This window comes from Marichromatium gracile (assembly GCF_004343155.1).
In the GTDB taxonomy this organism is placed as follows: domain Bacteria; phylum Pseudomonadota; class Gammaproteobacteria; order Chromatiales; family Chromatiaceae; genus Marichromatium; species Marichromatium gracile.
Genome location: NZ_SMDC01000002.1, coordinates 41144 through 54582, shown reverse-complemented (window position 1 = coordinate 54582; position 13439 = coordinate 41144). Strand labels below are relative to the sequence as shown.

The window sequence follows — 13439 nt, the reverse complement described above, 5'->3', positions numbered from 1 at the left end:
GTCGTCACCCGTCGGTCAGGGACCCGCGTTCCACCAGGGTCCGCAGGGGCCGCTTGTCGATCTTGCCACTGCCGATACGCGGCAGGTCGTCGACCAGCTCGAAGCGTCTCGGCACCATGTAGTTGGGCAACCCCTGGGCGCGGCAGTGCGCGCGCAGTCGGGCCGCGTCGAGCTCGGCTCCCGGCTCGGGCACGACGAAGGCCACCGGCACCGCGCCCTTGCGGCGGTCGGGGCGACCGAGCACCGCCGCCTCGCGCACCCCGGGATGGGCGCCGAGCAGCAGCTCGAGCTGCAGCGGATAGACCTTGAGCCCGGCGACCTTGATCATGCCGCTGATCCGCTCGACGTAATAATAGAAGCCGTCGTCGTCACGCCGGACCAGATCGCCGCTGCGATACCAGCCCTGGTGGCCGGCCAGCGCGATCCCGCCGTCGTAACCCGAGACCAGCCCCGGACCGCGCAGCAGCAGCTCGCCGACCTCGCCCGGCGGCAGCTCGCGCCCCTGCTCGTCGACGACGCGCGCCTGATAGTGCGGACACACCCGCCCCATGCTGCCGTCGAGCCGATAGCCCTCGGCGGTGTTGGCCAGCGCCACCCCGCTGGTCTCGGTGCTGCCCCATACCGACATGACCGGCACCCCGCCGCGCGCGGCGAAGGCGGCGTTGATCTCCGGGCTGGTATACATCCCCCCGCTCTCGGCCAGACGCAGGCTGGCGAGATCGGCGCGCGCGCAGGCCCCGGCCATCATCCGGTACATCGGCGCCAGCCCCATCATGCAGGTCACCCCGAACGCGCGGATCGTCCCGGCGATGGCGCGCGGGCTGATCTCCTCGAGCAGCACCAGCGCGCCGCCGGTCTGGAGCGCGCGACAGAACAGCTCGTGGGGATGGGCGAAGGCGGCGAACATGCACAGATGGACGTCGTCCGAGCCGAGCGCGAAGGCTTCGATCGCGGCGCGGGTGTTCCAGTAGAGATTGGCGTGGGTCGCCAGCGCGCCCTTGGCCCGTCCGGTGGTGCCGGTGGTGAAGTTGAGATAGGCGACCTGCCCCGACTCGGGCTCGGGCGGGGAGGCGATGGGCGTGGCGCCGAGCAGCTCGGGCCAGGAGACGCAGCCGGGATGACGGCCGGCGCGGTCGATCAGCGCCATCCCCTCGGGCACCTCCCCGGCGGCCAGCGCCGCCAGCGTCTCGCCCTCGGCGAGCAGCGCGGCGAGCCGCTGCGCGCGCGCGAAGTCGAGCAGCAGACGCGGCTCCAGCGCCGGGTTGAGCGCCACCGGCAGGGCGCCGATCCGGGTCGCGGCGAGGAAGGCGAGCACCCCCTCGGGCCGCCGCCCGAGCGCGATCCCCAGCCGCGCCCCCGGCCCCAGTCCGAGCGCGTGCAACGCGCCGGCGAGACACTCGACCAGCGCCTGGGTCCGGCGATAGTCGAGCGTGCCGTCGCGATGATGGATGAAGGGGCGCTCCGGGGTGCGCCTGGCGTGCTCGGCGAGCAGGGCGTTGAGGGTTGGGGTCGCGGTCTCCATGGCGGCTCCGGTGGCGCGGCTAGCAGGTACGCATCGCCGAGACGGCGAACAACAGGGTGCGTACCAGGATGATGGCGTCGAGCAGCAGCGAGCGGTTCTCGACATAGAACAGGTCGTAGGAGATGTTCTCGTGGATCTGCTTGTCGCGGTCGCCGCTGATCTGCCAGACCCCGGTGATCCCCGGTTTCACCCGCAACCGCTCGCGATGGATCTCCTCGTACTCCTGTTCGACGATGAAGGGCATCTCGGGGCGCGGGCCGACCAGGCTCATGCTGCCCTCGAGCACGTTGAACAGCTGCGGCAGCTCGTCGAGGCTGGTGCGGCGCAGGAAGCGCCCGGCGCGGGTGATCCGCGGGTCGTCCGAGACGGTCGGCGAGTAGGCGAACCTGGGGCTGTCGAGGTGCATGGTGCGGAACTTGTACATCGGGAAGCGCGCGCCGTCCTTGCCCACCCGCTCCTGCACGAAGAGCACCGGCCCCGGCGAGTCGCGACGGATCCACAGCGCGATCGCGATCATCAGCGGCGCGAGCAGCAACAGCGCCACCCCCGCCAGCGTCAGGTCGAGCAGGCGCTTGCTGATCTGCTCGGCGGGCCGGGGGCGGATCGCGCCCAGGGTCACCATGGGGATGCCGTTGATGTCCATGAACTGGATCTGCTTGGCGAAATAGCCGCTGAGATAGGGCATGAAGCAGATCCGCACCGCCAGCCCCTCGGTCAGGCGCATCAACTGCTGGAGGTGACACTCGCCGGCGCTGCGGATCGGGGTGCTGATCAGCACCAGCGTGACCTGCTCGCGCTCGATGAAGGCGCGCAGCGCGTCGGCCTCGGCGATCAGCGCCGGCGCCTCGGGCCCGGCGGCGGCCTCGCCGGCGAGCGCCAGGGTGCGGCGGTCCTCGTCGTAGAACCCCGAGACCCAGTAGCCGAGCTCGGGGGCCTCGCGGATGTGCTTGTAGAGCATCCGCCCGGCCTCGCCGGCGCCGACGATCAGCACCCGGCTGACGTTGAAACGACGCGAGTAGAGCGACTGCTGCAACCGGTAGACCAGGGCGCGCGCGCCCAGCAGGGTGACCAGCAACCAGCCCATGGCGTGGAGCAGCGCGAGCCGCGCCGCCTGCTCGCCGGTGTAGAAGGCGAAGGCGGTGAGCACCAGGGCGAGGATCACCACCGCGCGGATGATCTTGCGGATCTCCACCAGCCGCATCATGCTCGGCTCGTAGCGATAGAGTCCGACGCGCTCGAACACCAGGGCACCGAGCAGCATCCCGACCAGCCCCAGCGTGGCCCCGTCGACCGGCCCGCCCCCGCCGATACGGTGCGAGAGACAGCCCAGCCACAGGCTGAGTGCGAGACAGCCGAGGTCGGTGACCACCAGCGCGAGCACGAACCAGCGCACCCGCTGGCCGCCGACCCGCGCGCCGAGGAAGAGGTTGAGACGCTCAAGCGCGTGCTGGATCATCGTCGGGCTCGTCGATCTCGTCGGCGGCGGGCGCGCTCGCGGGGGCGAGGCGACACAGGAGTCCGCGCAGCTGATAGGTGCCGAAGGCCGGGTCGTAGGGCGGCGCGTCGGAGGTCAACAGATTGGCATTGGCGCGCCACGCCCCGGCGAGCGCGCTCGGCGCCTCCGGGAACCACCAGCCGTGATCGATGCTCACCACCTCGGGATTGATCTCGGGGGTGACCTCGGCGCGCATGCGGATGCGACCGCGCGGCGTGGCGATCGCGATCCAGTCGCCGTCGGCGATACCCTCGGCGCGCGCCACCTCGGGGTGGAGCTGGGCGCGCGGGTCGGGCGCGCGGCGACGCAGCCCGGCGACCTGACGGTGCTCGCTGTTGAAGAACTCGCGCCGACGGCTGCCGGTGATCAGCACATAGGGATAGTCGCGCGCCAGGTCGGGGCGGCTGCGCGGGCTCTCGGGCGGTTCGACATGGCTCGGCAACGGATCGTAGCCGAGTCGTTCGAGCGCCTTGCTGTAGAGCTCGATGCGCCGCGACGGGGTGCGGAAGCCGCGTGTCTCGTACTTGCGGTAGCGATGCGGCAGCCGCAGCACGCCCTGGCGACGCAGCTGATCGAGACCGACCCCGGTCGGCTCGAGCTGATGGGCCATCACCGCCTCGAAGGGACGCTCGCTGTCGGGCAGGCCGAGCCGCCGCGAGAGCTGGTCGATGATCCACTCGTCCGGTCGGCACTCGCCGCGTCGGGTCAGCGCCGGTTGGTGGTAGACCAGGTTGCCGGTGGCCAGCGGATAGCCGATCACCTGCTCGACCTCGGGCCAGAAGGCCGCCGGCAGCACGAAGTCGGCCAGCTCCGCCGTCGGCGTCATGAACAGCTCGCTCACCACCAGCAGGTCGAGACACTCGAGGCTGCGGCGCACCGCGCGGGCGTTGGCCACGGTCGCCAGCGCGTTGTTGCCGAACACCAGCAGCCCCTTGACCGGATAGGGTTCGCCGGTGCGCATCGCGGCGAACAGCGTGGGGATGTGCGCCGAGGGCATGTAGGCGCGCCAGCCACCGAGCAGCTTGAAGCGCTCGGCGCCGAGCCGCTTGCGCGCCTGCTCGCGCGGCAGTTGCTCGGCCAGGGTCGGATAGGCGCGCATCCGCTGCATCGACAGCAGCTCGCCGCCGGGCACGTCGATGCTGCCGACCAGGGCGCGCAGACAGGCCAGCGCGCGCACCGTCTGCAGGGCGTTGACGTTCTGCTCGATCCCCACGCCCCACTCCAGCACCGCCGGACGGAGCGCGGCATAGCGGCGCGCCGCCTCGACGATCAGCTCGGGGGCGACCCCGGTGATCGGTGCCGCCCAGGCCGGGGTACAGTCGGCGACATGGGCGGCCAGCGCGTCGAAGCCCTGGGTCCAGCGCGCGACGAACTCGGCGTCGTAGCGCCGCTCGGCGATGATCACCTGGATCATCGCCAGCGCCAGCGCCGCGTCGGTACCCGGGCGCAGCCCCAGCCACAGCTCGCAGCGACGCGCCGTCTCGTGCCGACGCGGATCGACGGCGATGCCGACCGCACCGCGATCGAGGGCGCGACGGATGGCGATGCCGATCTTGCCGTCGGGGTTGGAGACCAGCGGGTTGCTGCCCCAGAAGAGGATGCAGGCCGGCGGGGTGTCGCCGTAGTAGTCGCCGGTGACATAGCCGCCGTAGGTGAGGTTGCTCACCGTCACCCGCGGGATGAAGCACTGCGCCAGCCCCGGCTCGTACCAGTTGGGGGTACCCAGTGCGTTGGCAAAGCGCACCACGTGCATGTAGTGATGACGCCCGGTGCCCTGCCCCAGGGCGATCGCCTCGGGGCCGAGGCGATCGCGGATCGCGGCGACGCGCTCGGCGATCTCGTCGAGCGCCGCCTCCCAGCTCACCCGCTCCCAGCCGCCGGCCTTGCCCGCGCGGCGGCGCCGCGGCCACTCCAGCCGGTCGGGGTGGTTGGCGATCTCCGGGGTGCGCAACCCCTTGACGCACATCCAACCCTGGTTCATCGGTGAGTCGCGATCGCCGACGACCTTGACCACGCGTCCGTCCTCGACGGTCACCAGGGCACCGCAGCCGCCGTGACAGATCCGGCAGACACTGCGGTGGGTGCGTCTCATCGAGCCGTCCCCGCGCCCGCGCCGAGACGCCCCAGCAGACTCCCGGCGACGGCGCCGCCGCCGAGCGCGGCGGCGCGTACCAGCAGCAGTGCCGGCGCGGCCAGCGCCAACCGGCGATCGCGCCGCCAGGCGGCGGCGAGGAAGGGCGTGGCGCTGAGCAGGAAGGCGGCGAGCGTCGCACCACCGAGCGCCAGCGCCGCCCTCGGCCACCAGGGCGCGAGCGCCAGCGCCGGGGCGAGCGCAAGGATGGCGAGGATCTGCAGCTTGAGCGTCTGCGGGGTGTAGCTGTCGGCGACCATCTTGCCGGGGTGGCGCTTGTAGACCACCATCCGCCAGTAGCCGCGCGAGAACTTCAGCCGCGCATAGCGCCAGACCGAATCGGGGTGACCGAGATGGCTGACCACCGCGTCGGGAGCGAACACCATGCGCATGCCGCGCGCGGCCATCCGGTAGGAGAGTTCGGTGTCCTCGTTGTCGGCCTTGGGGAAGCGCGGATCGAAGCCGCCGAGCGCGACGAAGACCGCGCGCCGATAACCGGCGGAATAGGTGTCGACCATGTCGATGCGCGCGCGTCGGCGCAGCCGCGCGAAGCGTTGCTCGAACTCGAGCTGGACGAAGCGCGCCACCAGTTGCGGCTGATCGCTGCGATAGGCCCCCTTGACCGCCATCACCTCGGGATCGGCGAAGGGCGCGCGCATCCGCTCGATCCAGTCCGGCGCCGGCACGCAATCGCTGTCGGTGAACAACAGCAGCTCGCCACGGGCCAGCCGCGCGCCGTGGTTGCGCGCCGCCGCCGGACCGGCGTTGGCCTGATGGACGTAGCGCAGCGGATAGCGCCGGGCGATCTCGGCGGTGCGATCGCGCGAACCGTCGTCGACCAGGATCACCTCGTAGTCATCGGCGGCGGTGTGCTGGGCGAGGAGTGCGTCGAGACAACGCCCGAGGGTCGCCTCGGCCTGATAGGCGGGGACCACCACCGAGACCCGCGGCGCGGCCTCAGCCATGGCCGGCCTCGATGTCCGAGCCGCGCAGCAGATGGCGCAGGAAGGTGCGCCCGGCACGCCAGGTACGGCGGAACTCCTCGCGATCGCGCGCCACCAGCCCGAGCCGCCGCCACAGATAGCGCGGACGCAGATAGAAACGCCGCCGCGCCTGGTCGCAGAAGGCGACCAACGCCTCGGCGTCGAGCGCTGCGCTGCGCACCACGGTGTTGTGCAGCCCGGCGGGGGTGAGCCAGCGCGAGAAGTCCTCGGTCACCAGCATCCCCTCGCGCGCATACCAGTCGTAGGCGGCGGTCCCCGGATAGACCATGATCGGGTAGAACTGGGCAGTGTCCGGGGCCAGCTCGATGGCCAGCTCCAGGGTCCGGCGCATGGTCTCCGGGGTCTCGCCCGGCAGCCCGACCATGAAGCAGCCGTGGACGATCAGCCCGAGCGCGCGGGCCTCGCGCATGAAGGCGCGCGACTGCGCCAGGGTGATACGCTTGCGCACGCGATCGAGCAGCGCCTGGTCACCGCTCTCGAAGCCGACGCAGAGGTTGCGACAGCCGGCGCGACGCATCAGCCGCAGGGTCTCGGGCTCGACATCGACGCGCACGTTGGCCGACCACGGCAGGTCGAAGCCGCGACGGATCATCTCCTCGCAGATCTCGGCGCAGCGGGCGCGGTCGGCGGGAAATGTGTCGTCCTCGAAGAACACCGAGCGCGCCTCGGGGAAAGCTCTGCGGATGTACTCCAGCTCGTCGACCACGTGGCCCGCCGAGCGCCGTCGCAGCCGGTGCCCGGTGATGGTCTGCGGGTAGACGCAGAAGGTGCAGTGGTTGGGACAGCCGCGACTGGTGCTGATGGTCACCATCGGGTGGATGGCGTTGGGGTTGAAGTAGTCGCGGATGTCGAGGAAGCGACGATAGATCGGGCTGATCGGCGGCAGCCGATCGAGGTCCTCGAATACCGCGCGCGCGACACCGAGACGCGGCCTGTCGCCGTCGCGATAACAGAGCCCGGCGACCGTGGAGAGCGGCTCGTCGCACGCGAGCGCCGCGGCCAGGTCGCGCACCCCGAGGTCGTACTCGCCGAGCACCACCAGATCGACCGCCGGCTCATCGCGCAGACACGCCTGCGGTCGCGCCGAGGCATGGGTGCCGACCAGCGCCACGCAGGTCGCCGGCAGGCGCTCGCGGGCGCGGGCGCAGAAGGCCAGGTCGCTGGCGATGCTCGGGGTACTGGTCTCGACCACCAGCAGCCGCGGGGCGAAGCGCGCCAGACGCGCCAGCACCGCCTCGGTGTCGGCACCGCTGGCCGGGGCGTCGATGAGATCGATCTCGTGGCCCGACTCGGCGCAGAGCGCGGCAGCGGCGGCGAGCCACATCGGGAAATAGAGGGTGCCGCTCTTGGTCACCGCCGGAGAGCGTTGGGTACGCGAGAACCGCTCCAGATAGGGCGGGTTGACGAAGGCGATCTTGAGCGCGGGTGCAGTCTGCTGCACGGCGGTTCCCTATCGGATCAGGACGAGACGGCTCCCCGACGACCATCCCTGAGACCTAACGGGGCTTCGTATACAGCTTGGCCACTATAGCACGCCAAGGTACACGGCACCGCCAACACAGAGGCTTTTCAAGCGCCCCAATGACCAGGATCAGTGCTTCGCGTACACCGAACACGCAGTCACCGGACACGAACAGAAGACAGACAGCAACCATGGACACCGACCCCGAGATCGACACCGACGGCTGGTTCGACGGCGCCCTCGCCCGCCCCTCGCCCAACTGCGACGAGCGACCGCCGGCGACCACCATCGACCTGCTGGTGATCCACAACATCAGCCTGCCGCCGGGCGAGTTCGGCGGGGAGTGGATCGACGCACTGTTCCGCAATCGACTCGACCCCGACGCCCACCCCTATTTCGCTGCCATCGCCGGATTGCGCGTCTCCGCCCACCTGCTGATCCGGCGCGACGGCGCCCTGGTGCAGTACGTGCCCTGCGAGCGCCGCGCCTGGCACGCCGGACGCTCGCGCTTCGGCGAGCGCGAGGCGTGCAACGACTTCTCCATCGGGATCGAACTCGAGGGCACCGACACCCAGCCCTTCACCGCCGCTCAGTACCACCAGCTCGGACGTTGTGCGCGTGCGCTGCGGCGGCGCTATCCGGGGATCACCCCCGAGCGTGTCGTCGGGCATGCCGACATCGCCCCGGGGCGCAAGACCGACCCCGGTCCGGCCTTCGACTGGGCACGGTTGCGCCGCGCGCTCTGAGCCGCGCGCCGCGCCAGCACGCGCGAGCGCCGCGCGCCGAACGAGCGTGGCCGCGGCTGCATCCACACACGATAGCGGGCAAAGGTCGCACGCCAGCCAGTGGCCACGACCTCGTGCCGCTCGACGCCGCCGAGCTGGTGCTCGTATTCGAGCAGCGCGCCGCCACGCCAGCGCGGCCGCCCGCCGAGGCGCGCAGCCAGCGCGCGCATGCCGACGTTGGCCGCCAGCACCTCGCAGCGCAGCCGGCGGATGCCGACGGCACGGGCGTGACCGATGAGCGCCTGCAGGAGCGCGGTGCCGACGCCGCGACGCTGCGCCGCGTCGATCACCTCGACGGCCAGCTCGCCGCTGTCGGCGCCGGGCGCGGTGCGGATACAGCGCGCCACGCCCAGCGGCTCGCCCGGCATCCCGCGCTCGTCGAGACGGATGGCGCCGATGGCTAGATGATGGTGTCCGTCGATGGCCGCGAGCACCGCGAGGTCGCGCTCGTTGAGCTCGCGCTTGATGCCGCAGAAGCGCAGCCGACGCGACCCCGGCGACAACCCGGCGAAACAGGCGAGCAGAAAATCGCGATCCTCCGGGCCGAGCGCGCGCAGCAGACAGCGACTGCCGTCGCGCAACCGCACCAGGTGGCGACCGGGGCCCCGGTCGGACAGTTCGCGGGCCTCCATGACTCCACTCCTCCATCGCAAGGATCGGCAGGGACCGCCCGGGGTGGGCGGGGGATAGCCCCGGGCATCGCGGCGGGGCGGGCGAGACGGGGCGGCGCGGGCGACAATCGTGCCGATCGCCGCAACCGAGCTACACCGCATCTATTAGATGCTTGCTGGATGACGGCGGTTCAATGGCGCGCGGAGATGGCGGCAAGGGTCAGTCGCGACGCGGGTCCTGGAAGGTCCCGCCGTTCCAGCCGAAGAGATGGCGCGGCGGCGAGCGGAAGTCGATATAGACGCGTCGCTCGGGGACGCCGAGCAGCGTCTCGCAGAGCGCGCAGAGCGCGCGCGCATGGCGTGGGGTCTCGGACTCGGGCAACCCGAGGCTGAGCAGCTCGAGCAGCGCCGTCGGCTCGGTGCTGCCGCCGAAGCTCAGTGCGCAGCCGTCATCGAGCAGGACCATCACATAGGACTCGGGCTTGCCGAGCAACTCGGCTACGGCGGCCGAGAGCCGGGCGAGCAGCTCGGCGCGACGCTCGGGGGCGACGGTGACATTGGTGTGCAGTTGCAGTGTGGGCATGGCGCATCTCCTCTGGTCGGGATCTCGCCCCATGATAGGCCAGGGTCGGCGGGTCAGCCGACCCGCGCCAGCGCCACCGCCGGACGCCCCTCCTCGTCGCCGAGCGACTCGGCACAGGCATCGGTCCAGCGCAGCAGTTCGAGCCGACCGTCGTGATGCTCGACCAGCGCGGTACAGCTCTCCACCCAGTCGCCGCAGTTGCAATAGGCCACGCCGGCGATGTCGCGCATCTCGGCATGATGGATATGACCGCAGATCATGCCGTCGAGCGCGCGGCGCACGGCCTCCTCGGCCACCACCCGCTCGAAGTCGCCGATATAGTTGACCGCATTCTTGACCTTGCGCTTGAGATAACCGGCCAGCGACCAGTAGCGCAGCCCCAGCAGCCGCTGCAACCGACTGAGCTGGGCGTTGAGCGCGAGCAGCCGGTCGTAGGCGTGCGAGCCCAGACGTGAGAGCCAGCGGGCGTGCTCGATCACACCGTCGAAGCGATCGCCGTGCAGCACCAGGAAACGGCGCCCGTCGGCGGTGGTGTGGACCACCTCGTCGCGCACCGCCACCCGCCCGAAGTCGAGCCCGAGATGGGCGCGCAGCACCTCGTCGTGGTTGCCCGGCACATAGATCACCTCGGTGCCGGTGCGCGCCTTGTCGAGGATCGCGGCGACCACCCGGTTGTGGGCCTCCGGCCAGTAGAGTCCGCCGCGCAACGCCCACAGATCGACGATGTCGCCGACCAGATAGAGCTGCCGGCACTGGGTGGCGGCGAGGAAATCGAGCAGGAACTCGGCCTGACACCCCTTGAAGCCCAGATGGACGTCGGAGATGAAGATGCTGCGATATTTCAGAGGGGACATGCGGGTGATCTCGGTCATCGCATCGCCTGCCTGGATGAGCTTGGCGCACAGGATCACCGAACACTGTTGCCGCGGCGTTGATGGCGAGTGAAGATGGGGTGAAGGGGCGGTGACCAATGTGGGAACCGGCGCAATCGCGACCGGTCCGATGGGGAGAGAGCGACCCATCCGAGGTGGACCATGGACCGACCCTGCAGCCCGCCCAACCCCAGGAGCACCCTCGAGCCGCACACCGGCGGACATGCCGATGAGCGATGACCTCTTCCTGCAGATGGGTCTGATCCTCGGTGTCGCCGCCATCACCGGCGCGCTCGCGCGTGGCCTGCGCCAACCGTTGATCGTCGCCTTCATCGCCGTCGGCATCCTGCTCGGACCGGCAGGCTTCGGGCTGGTCGCGCACAGCAGCGAGATCGAGCTGTTCGCCCGACTCGGCATCGCGCTGCTGCTGTTCGTCGTCGGGCTCAAGCTCGACCTGCACATCATCCGCACCGTCGGCCCGGTGGCGCTGGCCTCCGGCCTTGGCCAGGTGCTGTTCACCTCGGCGGTGGGCTATGTCATCGCCCGGCTGCTCGGGCTGGAGCCGGTGGCCGCGCTCTATGTGGCGGTGGCGCTGACCTTCTCGAGCACCATCATCATCGTCAAGCTGCTCTCGGACAAACGCGAGGTCGACGCGCTGCACGGGCGCATCGCCGTCGGCTTCCTCATCGTCCAGGACATCGTGGTGGTGCTGGTGATGATCGCGCTGACCGCCGTCGGCCAGGCCGAGGGCGACGTCCACCCGGTGCGCGAGGCGCTCGCCATCCTGCTCAAGGGGGCGGCGATGCTCGCCACCGTGGCGCTGCTGATGCGCTATGTGCTGCCCTGGCTGCTGCACCGACTGGCGCGCTCGACCGAGCTGCTGATGCTGTTTGCCATCGCCTGGGCGGTGCTCGGCGCACTCGCCGGCGACGCCCTCGGCTTCAGCCGCGAGGTCGGCGCCTTCCTCGCCGGGGTGTCGATCGCCTCGACCCGCTATCGCGAGCAGATCGCCGCGCGGCTGGTGACGCTGCGCGACTTCCTGCTGCTGTTCTTCTTCATCGAGCTGGGCGCGACGCTCGAACTCGGGCTGATCGGCGGCCAGCTCGGCGCGGCGGCGGTGTTGTCGCTGTTCGTGCTGATCGGCAATCCGCTGATCGTGATGGCGATCATGGGCTACATGGGCTATCGCCGCCGCACCGGCTTCCTCGCCGGGCTGACGGTGGCGCAGATCAGCGAGTTCTCGCTGATCCTCGCCGCGCTCGGACTCGCCCTCGGGCATCTCGCCCCCGAGACCCTGGGACTGATCACCCTGGTCGGGCTGGTCACCATCAGCGTCTCCACCTATCTGATCCTCTACTCGCACCCGCTCTACGAGCGGCTCGCGCCCTATCTGGTCTGGTTCGAGCGCCGGGTGCCGCATCGCGAGATCGTGCAGGAGTCGGAGGAGACCGGCGAACCCGAGATCCTGCTGTTCGGCCTCGGGCGCTTCGGCGCGGTCATGGCCGACGGGCTGCGCGAGCGCGGTCGCCGGGTGCTCGCCGTCGACTTCGATCCCGACGTGGTGCGCCGCCAGGCACGCGCCGGCTACCACGTCCACTACGGCGACATCGAGGATCCGGAGCTGATCGCCACCCTGCCGCTGAGCCGCGCACGCTGGGTGGTGAGCACGGTGCGCGAACGCGCGATCAACCGCCTGCTGCTCCAGGGACTGCGCCAACAGGGCTATGGAGGCCGGGTCGCGCTCTCGGCCACCAGCGACGCCGACGCGCAATGGTTCGCACAACAGGGGGCGGATCTGGTATTCATCCCCTATGCCGACGCCGCGCGCAGCGCGGCGCAACGGCTGAGTGAGGATTGCGCGCCGGGACAACCTGCGGGCGGAGCTGCCGAGGGCATGTGATGAAACGATTCAAGAACATCCTCTATGTCATCGCCGATGGCGTCGGGCCGGAGCATGCGCTGGCGCGCGCACTGACGCTCGCGCACAACAACCAGGCCCGGCTCAGCGTGCTCGCGGTGCTGACCGCACCACCGGCGAACGAACCCGTGCAGGAGACGATCGCGCGCATCGAACGGGCGCTGAAGGTCCGTCTGGCGGCCCACCACGACTGCTGCGCGCTGCGCATCGAGGTACGGGTCGGCGCCCTCGCGCGCGAGGCACTGCGCGAGATCGAGCAGCGCGGTCACGACCTGGTGATCAACCCCGCCCAGCCCCCGGAGCGGCTCGAACGCTTCCTCGGCGGCGACGATCGCCAGCTGCTGCGCAACAGCCCCTGCCCGGTGTGGCTGATGCAGCCACGCGAGCGCGACAACTACGACAATATCCTGCTCGCGCTCGACTACGATCCGGCGCAGCCCGACTCGATCGACACCCCGCTCAACCGCCGGCTGCTCACCCTCGCCGGCTCGCTGGCACTCTCGGACTTCGCCGCGCTCCACCTGGTACACGTCTGGGACGCCCCGGCCGAGCTGCTGTTCCGTGTCTGGTCCGATGCACCGGACCATTCTCCGCGCGACTATGTCGAGAGCGAGCGTATACGTCACCGGCGCGGACTCGAGGCGCTCAACATGATGCTGCGCGAGATCCTCGGCACCGAGGCCCACGACTATCTCACCCCCCGTCTGCATCTGCCCCGCGGACTGGCCACCGAGCAGGTCCGCCTGCTCGCCGGTCAGCTCGACGCCGACCTGGTGGTGATGGGCACCGCCGCACGACGCGGCCTCACCGGCCTGCTGATCGGCAACACCGTCGAGTCCATCCTCGACCAGCCCCCCTGCTCGGTGCTGGCGGTGCGGCCCTAGAGAGAGCCGCCAGCCACCAGCTCCCAGCCTCCAGTCGTCAGCCACCAGCTTCCAGCCTGCCGTCTCCTGCCAACGGCGCCAAGCCTTCCCCACTGGAGGCTGACGGCTGGTAGCTGGAGGCCGGCGGCTGGCCGCAAGCACCTTGCCAACCGAACATCCCCTTCGCGCCCCT

General features: G+C 70.6%; 11 protein-coding genes. 3 read left to right on the top strand and 8 right to left on the bottom strand.

What is annotated here, in order from left to right; translation table 11 throughout:
* Window positions 1-4: 4 nt before the first annotated feature.
* Genes EDC29_RS03265 through EDC29_RS03245 form a run of 5 tightly spaced genes read right to left on the bottom strand, consistent with a single transcriptional unit; the run spans window position 5 to window position 7593 of the window.
* Window positions 5-1522: a class I adenylate-forming enzyme family protein gene (locus tag EDC29_RS03265; RefSeq protein ID WP_165913427.1), complete on the bottom strand. Its 1518-nt coding sequence runs from the start codon at window positions 1520-1522 to the stop codon at window positions 5-7.
* A gap of 19 nt (window positions 1523-1541) precedes the next feature.
* Complete coding sequence (locus EDC29_RS03260) at window positions 1542-2978, bottom strand: sugar transferase (protein WP_132228539.1); 1437 nt, start codon at window positions 2976-2978, stop codon at window positions 1542-1544.
* Complete coding sequence (locus tag EDC29_RS03255; RefSeq protein WP_132228537.1) at window positions 2959-5109, bottom strand: molybdopterin-containing oxidoreductase family protein; 2151 nt, start codon at window positions 5107-5109, stop codon at window positions 2959-2961. Before EDC29_RS03255 ends, EDC29_RS03260 begins: the two co-directional genes overlap by 20 nt.
* Window positions 5106-6113 carry a glycosyltransferase family 2 protein gene (locus EDC29_RS03250; RefSeq protein ID WP_123141146.1) on the bottom strand — a complete coding sequence of 336 codons (1008 nt, stop codon included), beginning with the start codon at window positions 6111-6113 and terminating at the stop codon, window positions 5106-5108. The genes EDC29_RS03255 and EDC29_RS03250 overlap by 4 nt, the downstream gene beginning before the upstream one ends.
* Window positions 6106-7593, bottom strand: coding sequence for a B12-binding domain-containing radical SAM protein (locus tag EDC29_RS03245; RefSeq protein WP_132228535.1), 1488 nt, complete (start codon window positions 7591-7593; stop codon window positions 6106-6108). The genes EDC29_RS03250 and EDC29_RS03245 overlap by 8 nt, the downstream gene beginning before the upstream one ends.
* A gap of 212 nt (window positions 7594-7805) precedes the next feature.
* Here EDC29_RS03245 and ampD point away from each other — a divergent pair, with 212 nt between their 5' ends.
* Window positions 7806-8360, top strand: coding sequence for a 1,6-anhydro-N-acetylmuramyl-L-alanine amidase AmpD (gene ampD / locus EDC29_RS03240; RefSeq protein WP_123141148.1), 555 nt, complete (start codon window positions 7806-7808; stop codon window positions 8358-8360).
* Here the strand turns inward: ampD and EDC29_RS03235 are convergent.
* The 3 genes from EDC29_RS03235 to EDC29_RS03225 all read right to left on the bottom strand — a co-directional run bounded on the left by EDC29_RS03235 (window position 8249) and on the right by EDC29_RS03225 (window position 10465).
* Entirely contained in the window at window positions 8249-9031 is a 783-nt protein-coding gene (locus EDC29_RS03235) for a GNAT family N-acetyltransferase (protein WP_123141149.1), read from the bottom strand. The two genes, ampD and EDC29_RS03235, sit on opposite strands and share 112 nt — an antisense overlap.
* A gap of 199 nt (window positions 9032-9230) precedes the next feature.
* A complete protein-coding gene (locus EDC29_RS03230) occupies window positions 9231-9593 on the bottom strand; it encodes a phenylpyruvate tautomerase MIF-related protein (protein WP_123141150.1) in 363 nt (120 codons plus the stop codon).
* Between the two features lie 53 nt (window positions 9594-9646).
* Window positions 9647-10465: a UDP-2,3-diacylglucosamine diphosphatase gene (locus tag EDC29_RS03225; RefSeq protein WP_132228531.1), complete on the bottom strand. Its 819-nt coding sequence runs from the start codon at window positions 10463-10465 to the stop codon at window positions 9647-9649.
* 229 nt (window positions 10466-10694) lie between these two features.
* Here EDC29_RS03225 and EDC29_RS03220 point away from each other — a divergent pair, with 229 nt between their 5' ends.
* Both EDC29_RS03220 and EDC29_RS03215 read left to right on the top strand, forming a co-directional pair.
* On the top strand, window positions 10695-12365 hold the full coding sequence (locus EDC29_RS03220) for a cation:proton antiporter (protein WP_132228529.1): 1671 nt from the start codon (window positions 10695-10697) through the stop codon (window positions 12363-12365).
* On the top strand, window positions 12365-13267 hold the full coding sequence (locus EDC29_RS03215; RefSeq protein WP_123141151.1) for a universal stress protein: 903 nt from the start codon (window positions 12365-12367) through the stop codon (window positions 13265-13267). Before EDC29_RS03220 ends, EDC29_RS03215 begins: the two co-directional genes overlap by 1 nt.
* The last annotated feature ends 172 nt before the right edge of the window (window positions 13268-13439 follow it).

What these genes read in the sequence shown, in the direction of transcription:
- EDC29_RS03260 (WP_132228539.1), bottom strand. Translation starts at nt 2,978, where the DNA reads ATGATCCAGCACGCGCTTGAGCGTCTCAACCTCTTCCTCGGCGCGCGG.
- EDC29_RS03230 (WP_123141150.1), bottom strand. Translation starts at nt 9,593, where the DNA reads ATGCCCACACTGCAACTGCACACCAATGTCACCGTCGCCCCCGAGCGT.
- EDC29_RS03265 (WP_165913427.1), bottom strand. Translation starts at nt 1,522, where the DNA reads ATGGAGACCGCGACCCCAACCCTCAACGCCCTGCTCGCCGAGCACGCC.
- EDC29_RS03220 (WP_132228529.1), top strand. Translation starts at nt 10,695, where the DNA reads ATGAGCGATGACCTCTTCCTGCAGATGGGTCTGATCCTCGGTGTCGCC.
- EDC29_RS03215 (WP_123141151.1), top strand. Translation starts at nt 12,365, where the DNA reads ATGAAACGATTCAAGAACATCCTCTATGTCATCGCCGATGGCGTCGGG.
- EDC29_RS03235 (WP_123141149.1), bottom strand. Translation starts at nt 9,031, where the DNA reads ATGGAGGCCCGCGAACTGTCCGACCGGGGCCCCGGTCGCCACCTGGTG.
- ampD (WP_123141148.1), top strand. Translation starts at nt 7,806, where the DNA reads ATGGACACCGACCCCGAGATCGACACCGACGGCTGGTTCGACGGCGCC.
- EDC29_RS03255 (WP_132228537.1), bottom strand. Translation starts at nt 5,109, where the DNA reads ATGAGACGCACCCACCGCAGTGTCTGCCGGATCTGTCACGGCGGCTGC.
- EDC29_RS03225 (WP_132228531.1), bottom strand. Translation starts at nt 10,465, where the DNA reads ATGACCGAGATCACCCGCATGTCCCCTCTGAAATATCGCAGCATCTTC.
- EDC29_RS03250 (WP_123141146.1), bottom strand. Translation starts at nt 6,113, where the DNA reads ATGGCTGAGGCCGCGCCGCGGGTCTCGGTGGTGGTCCCCGCCTATCAG.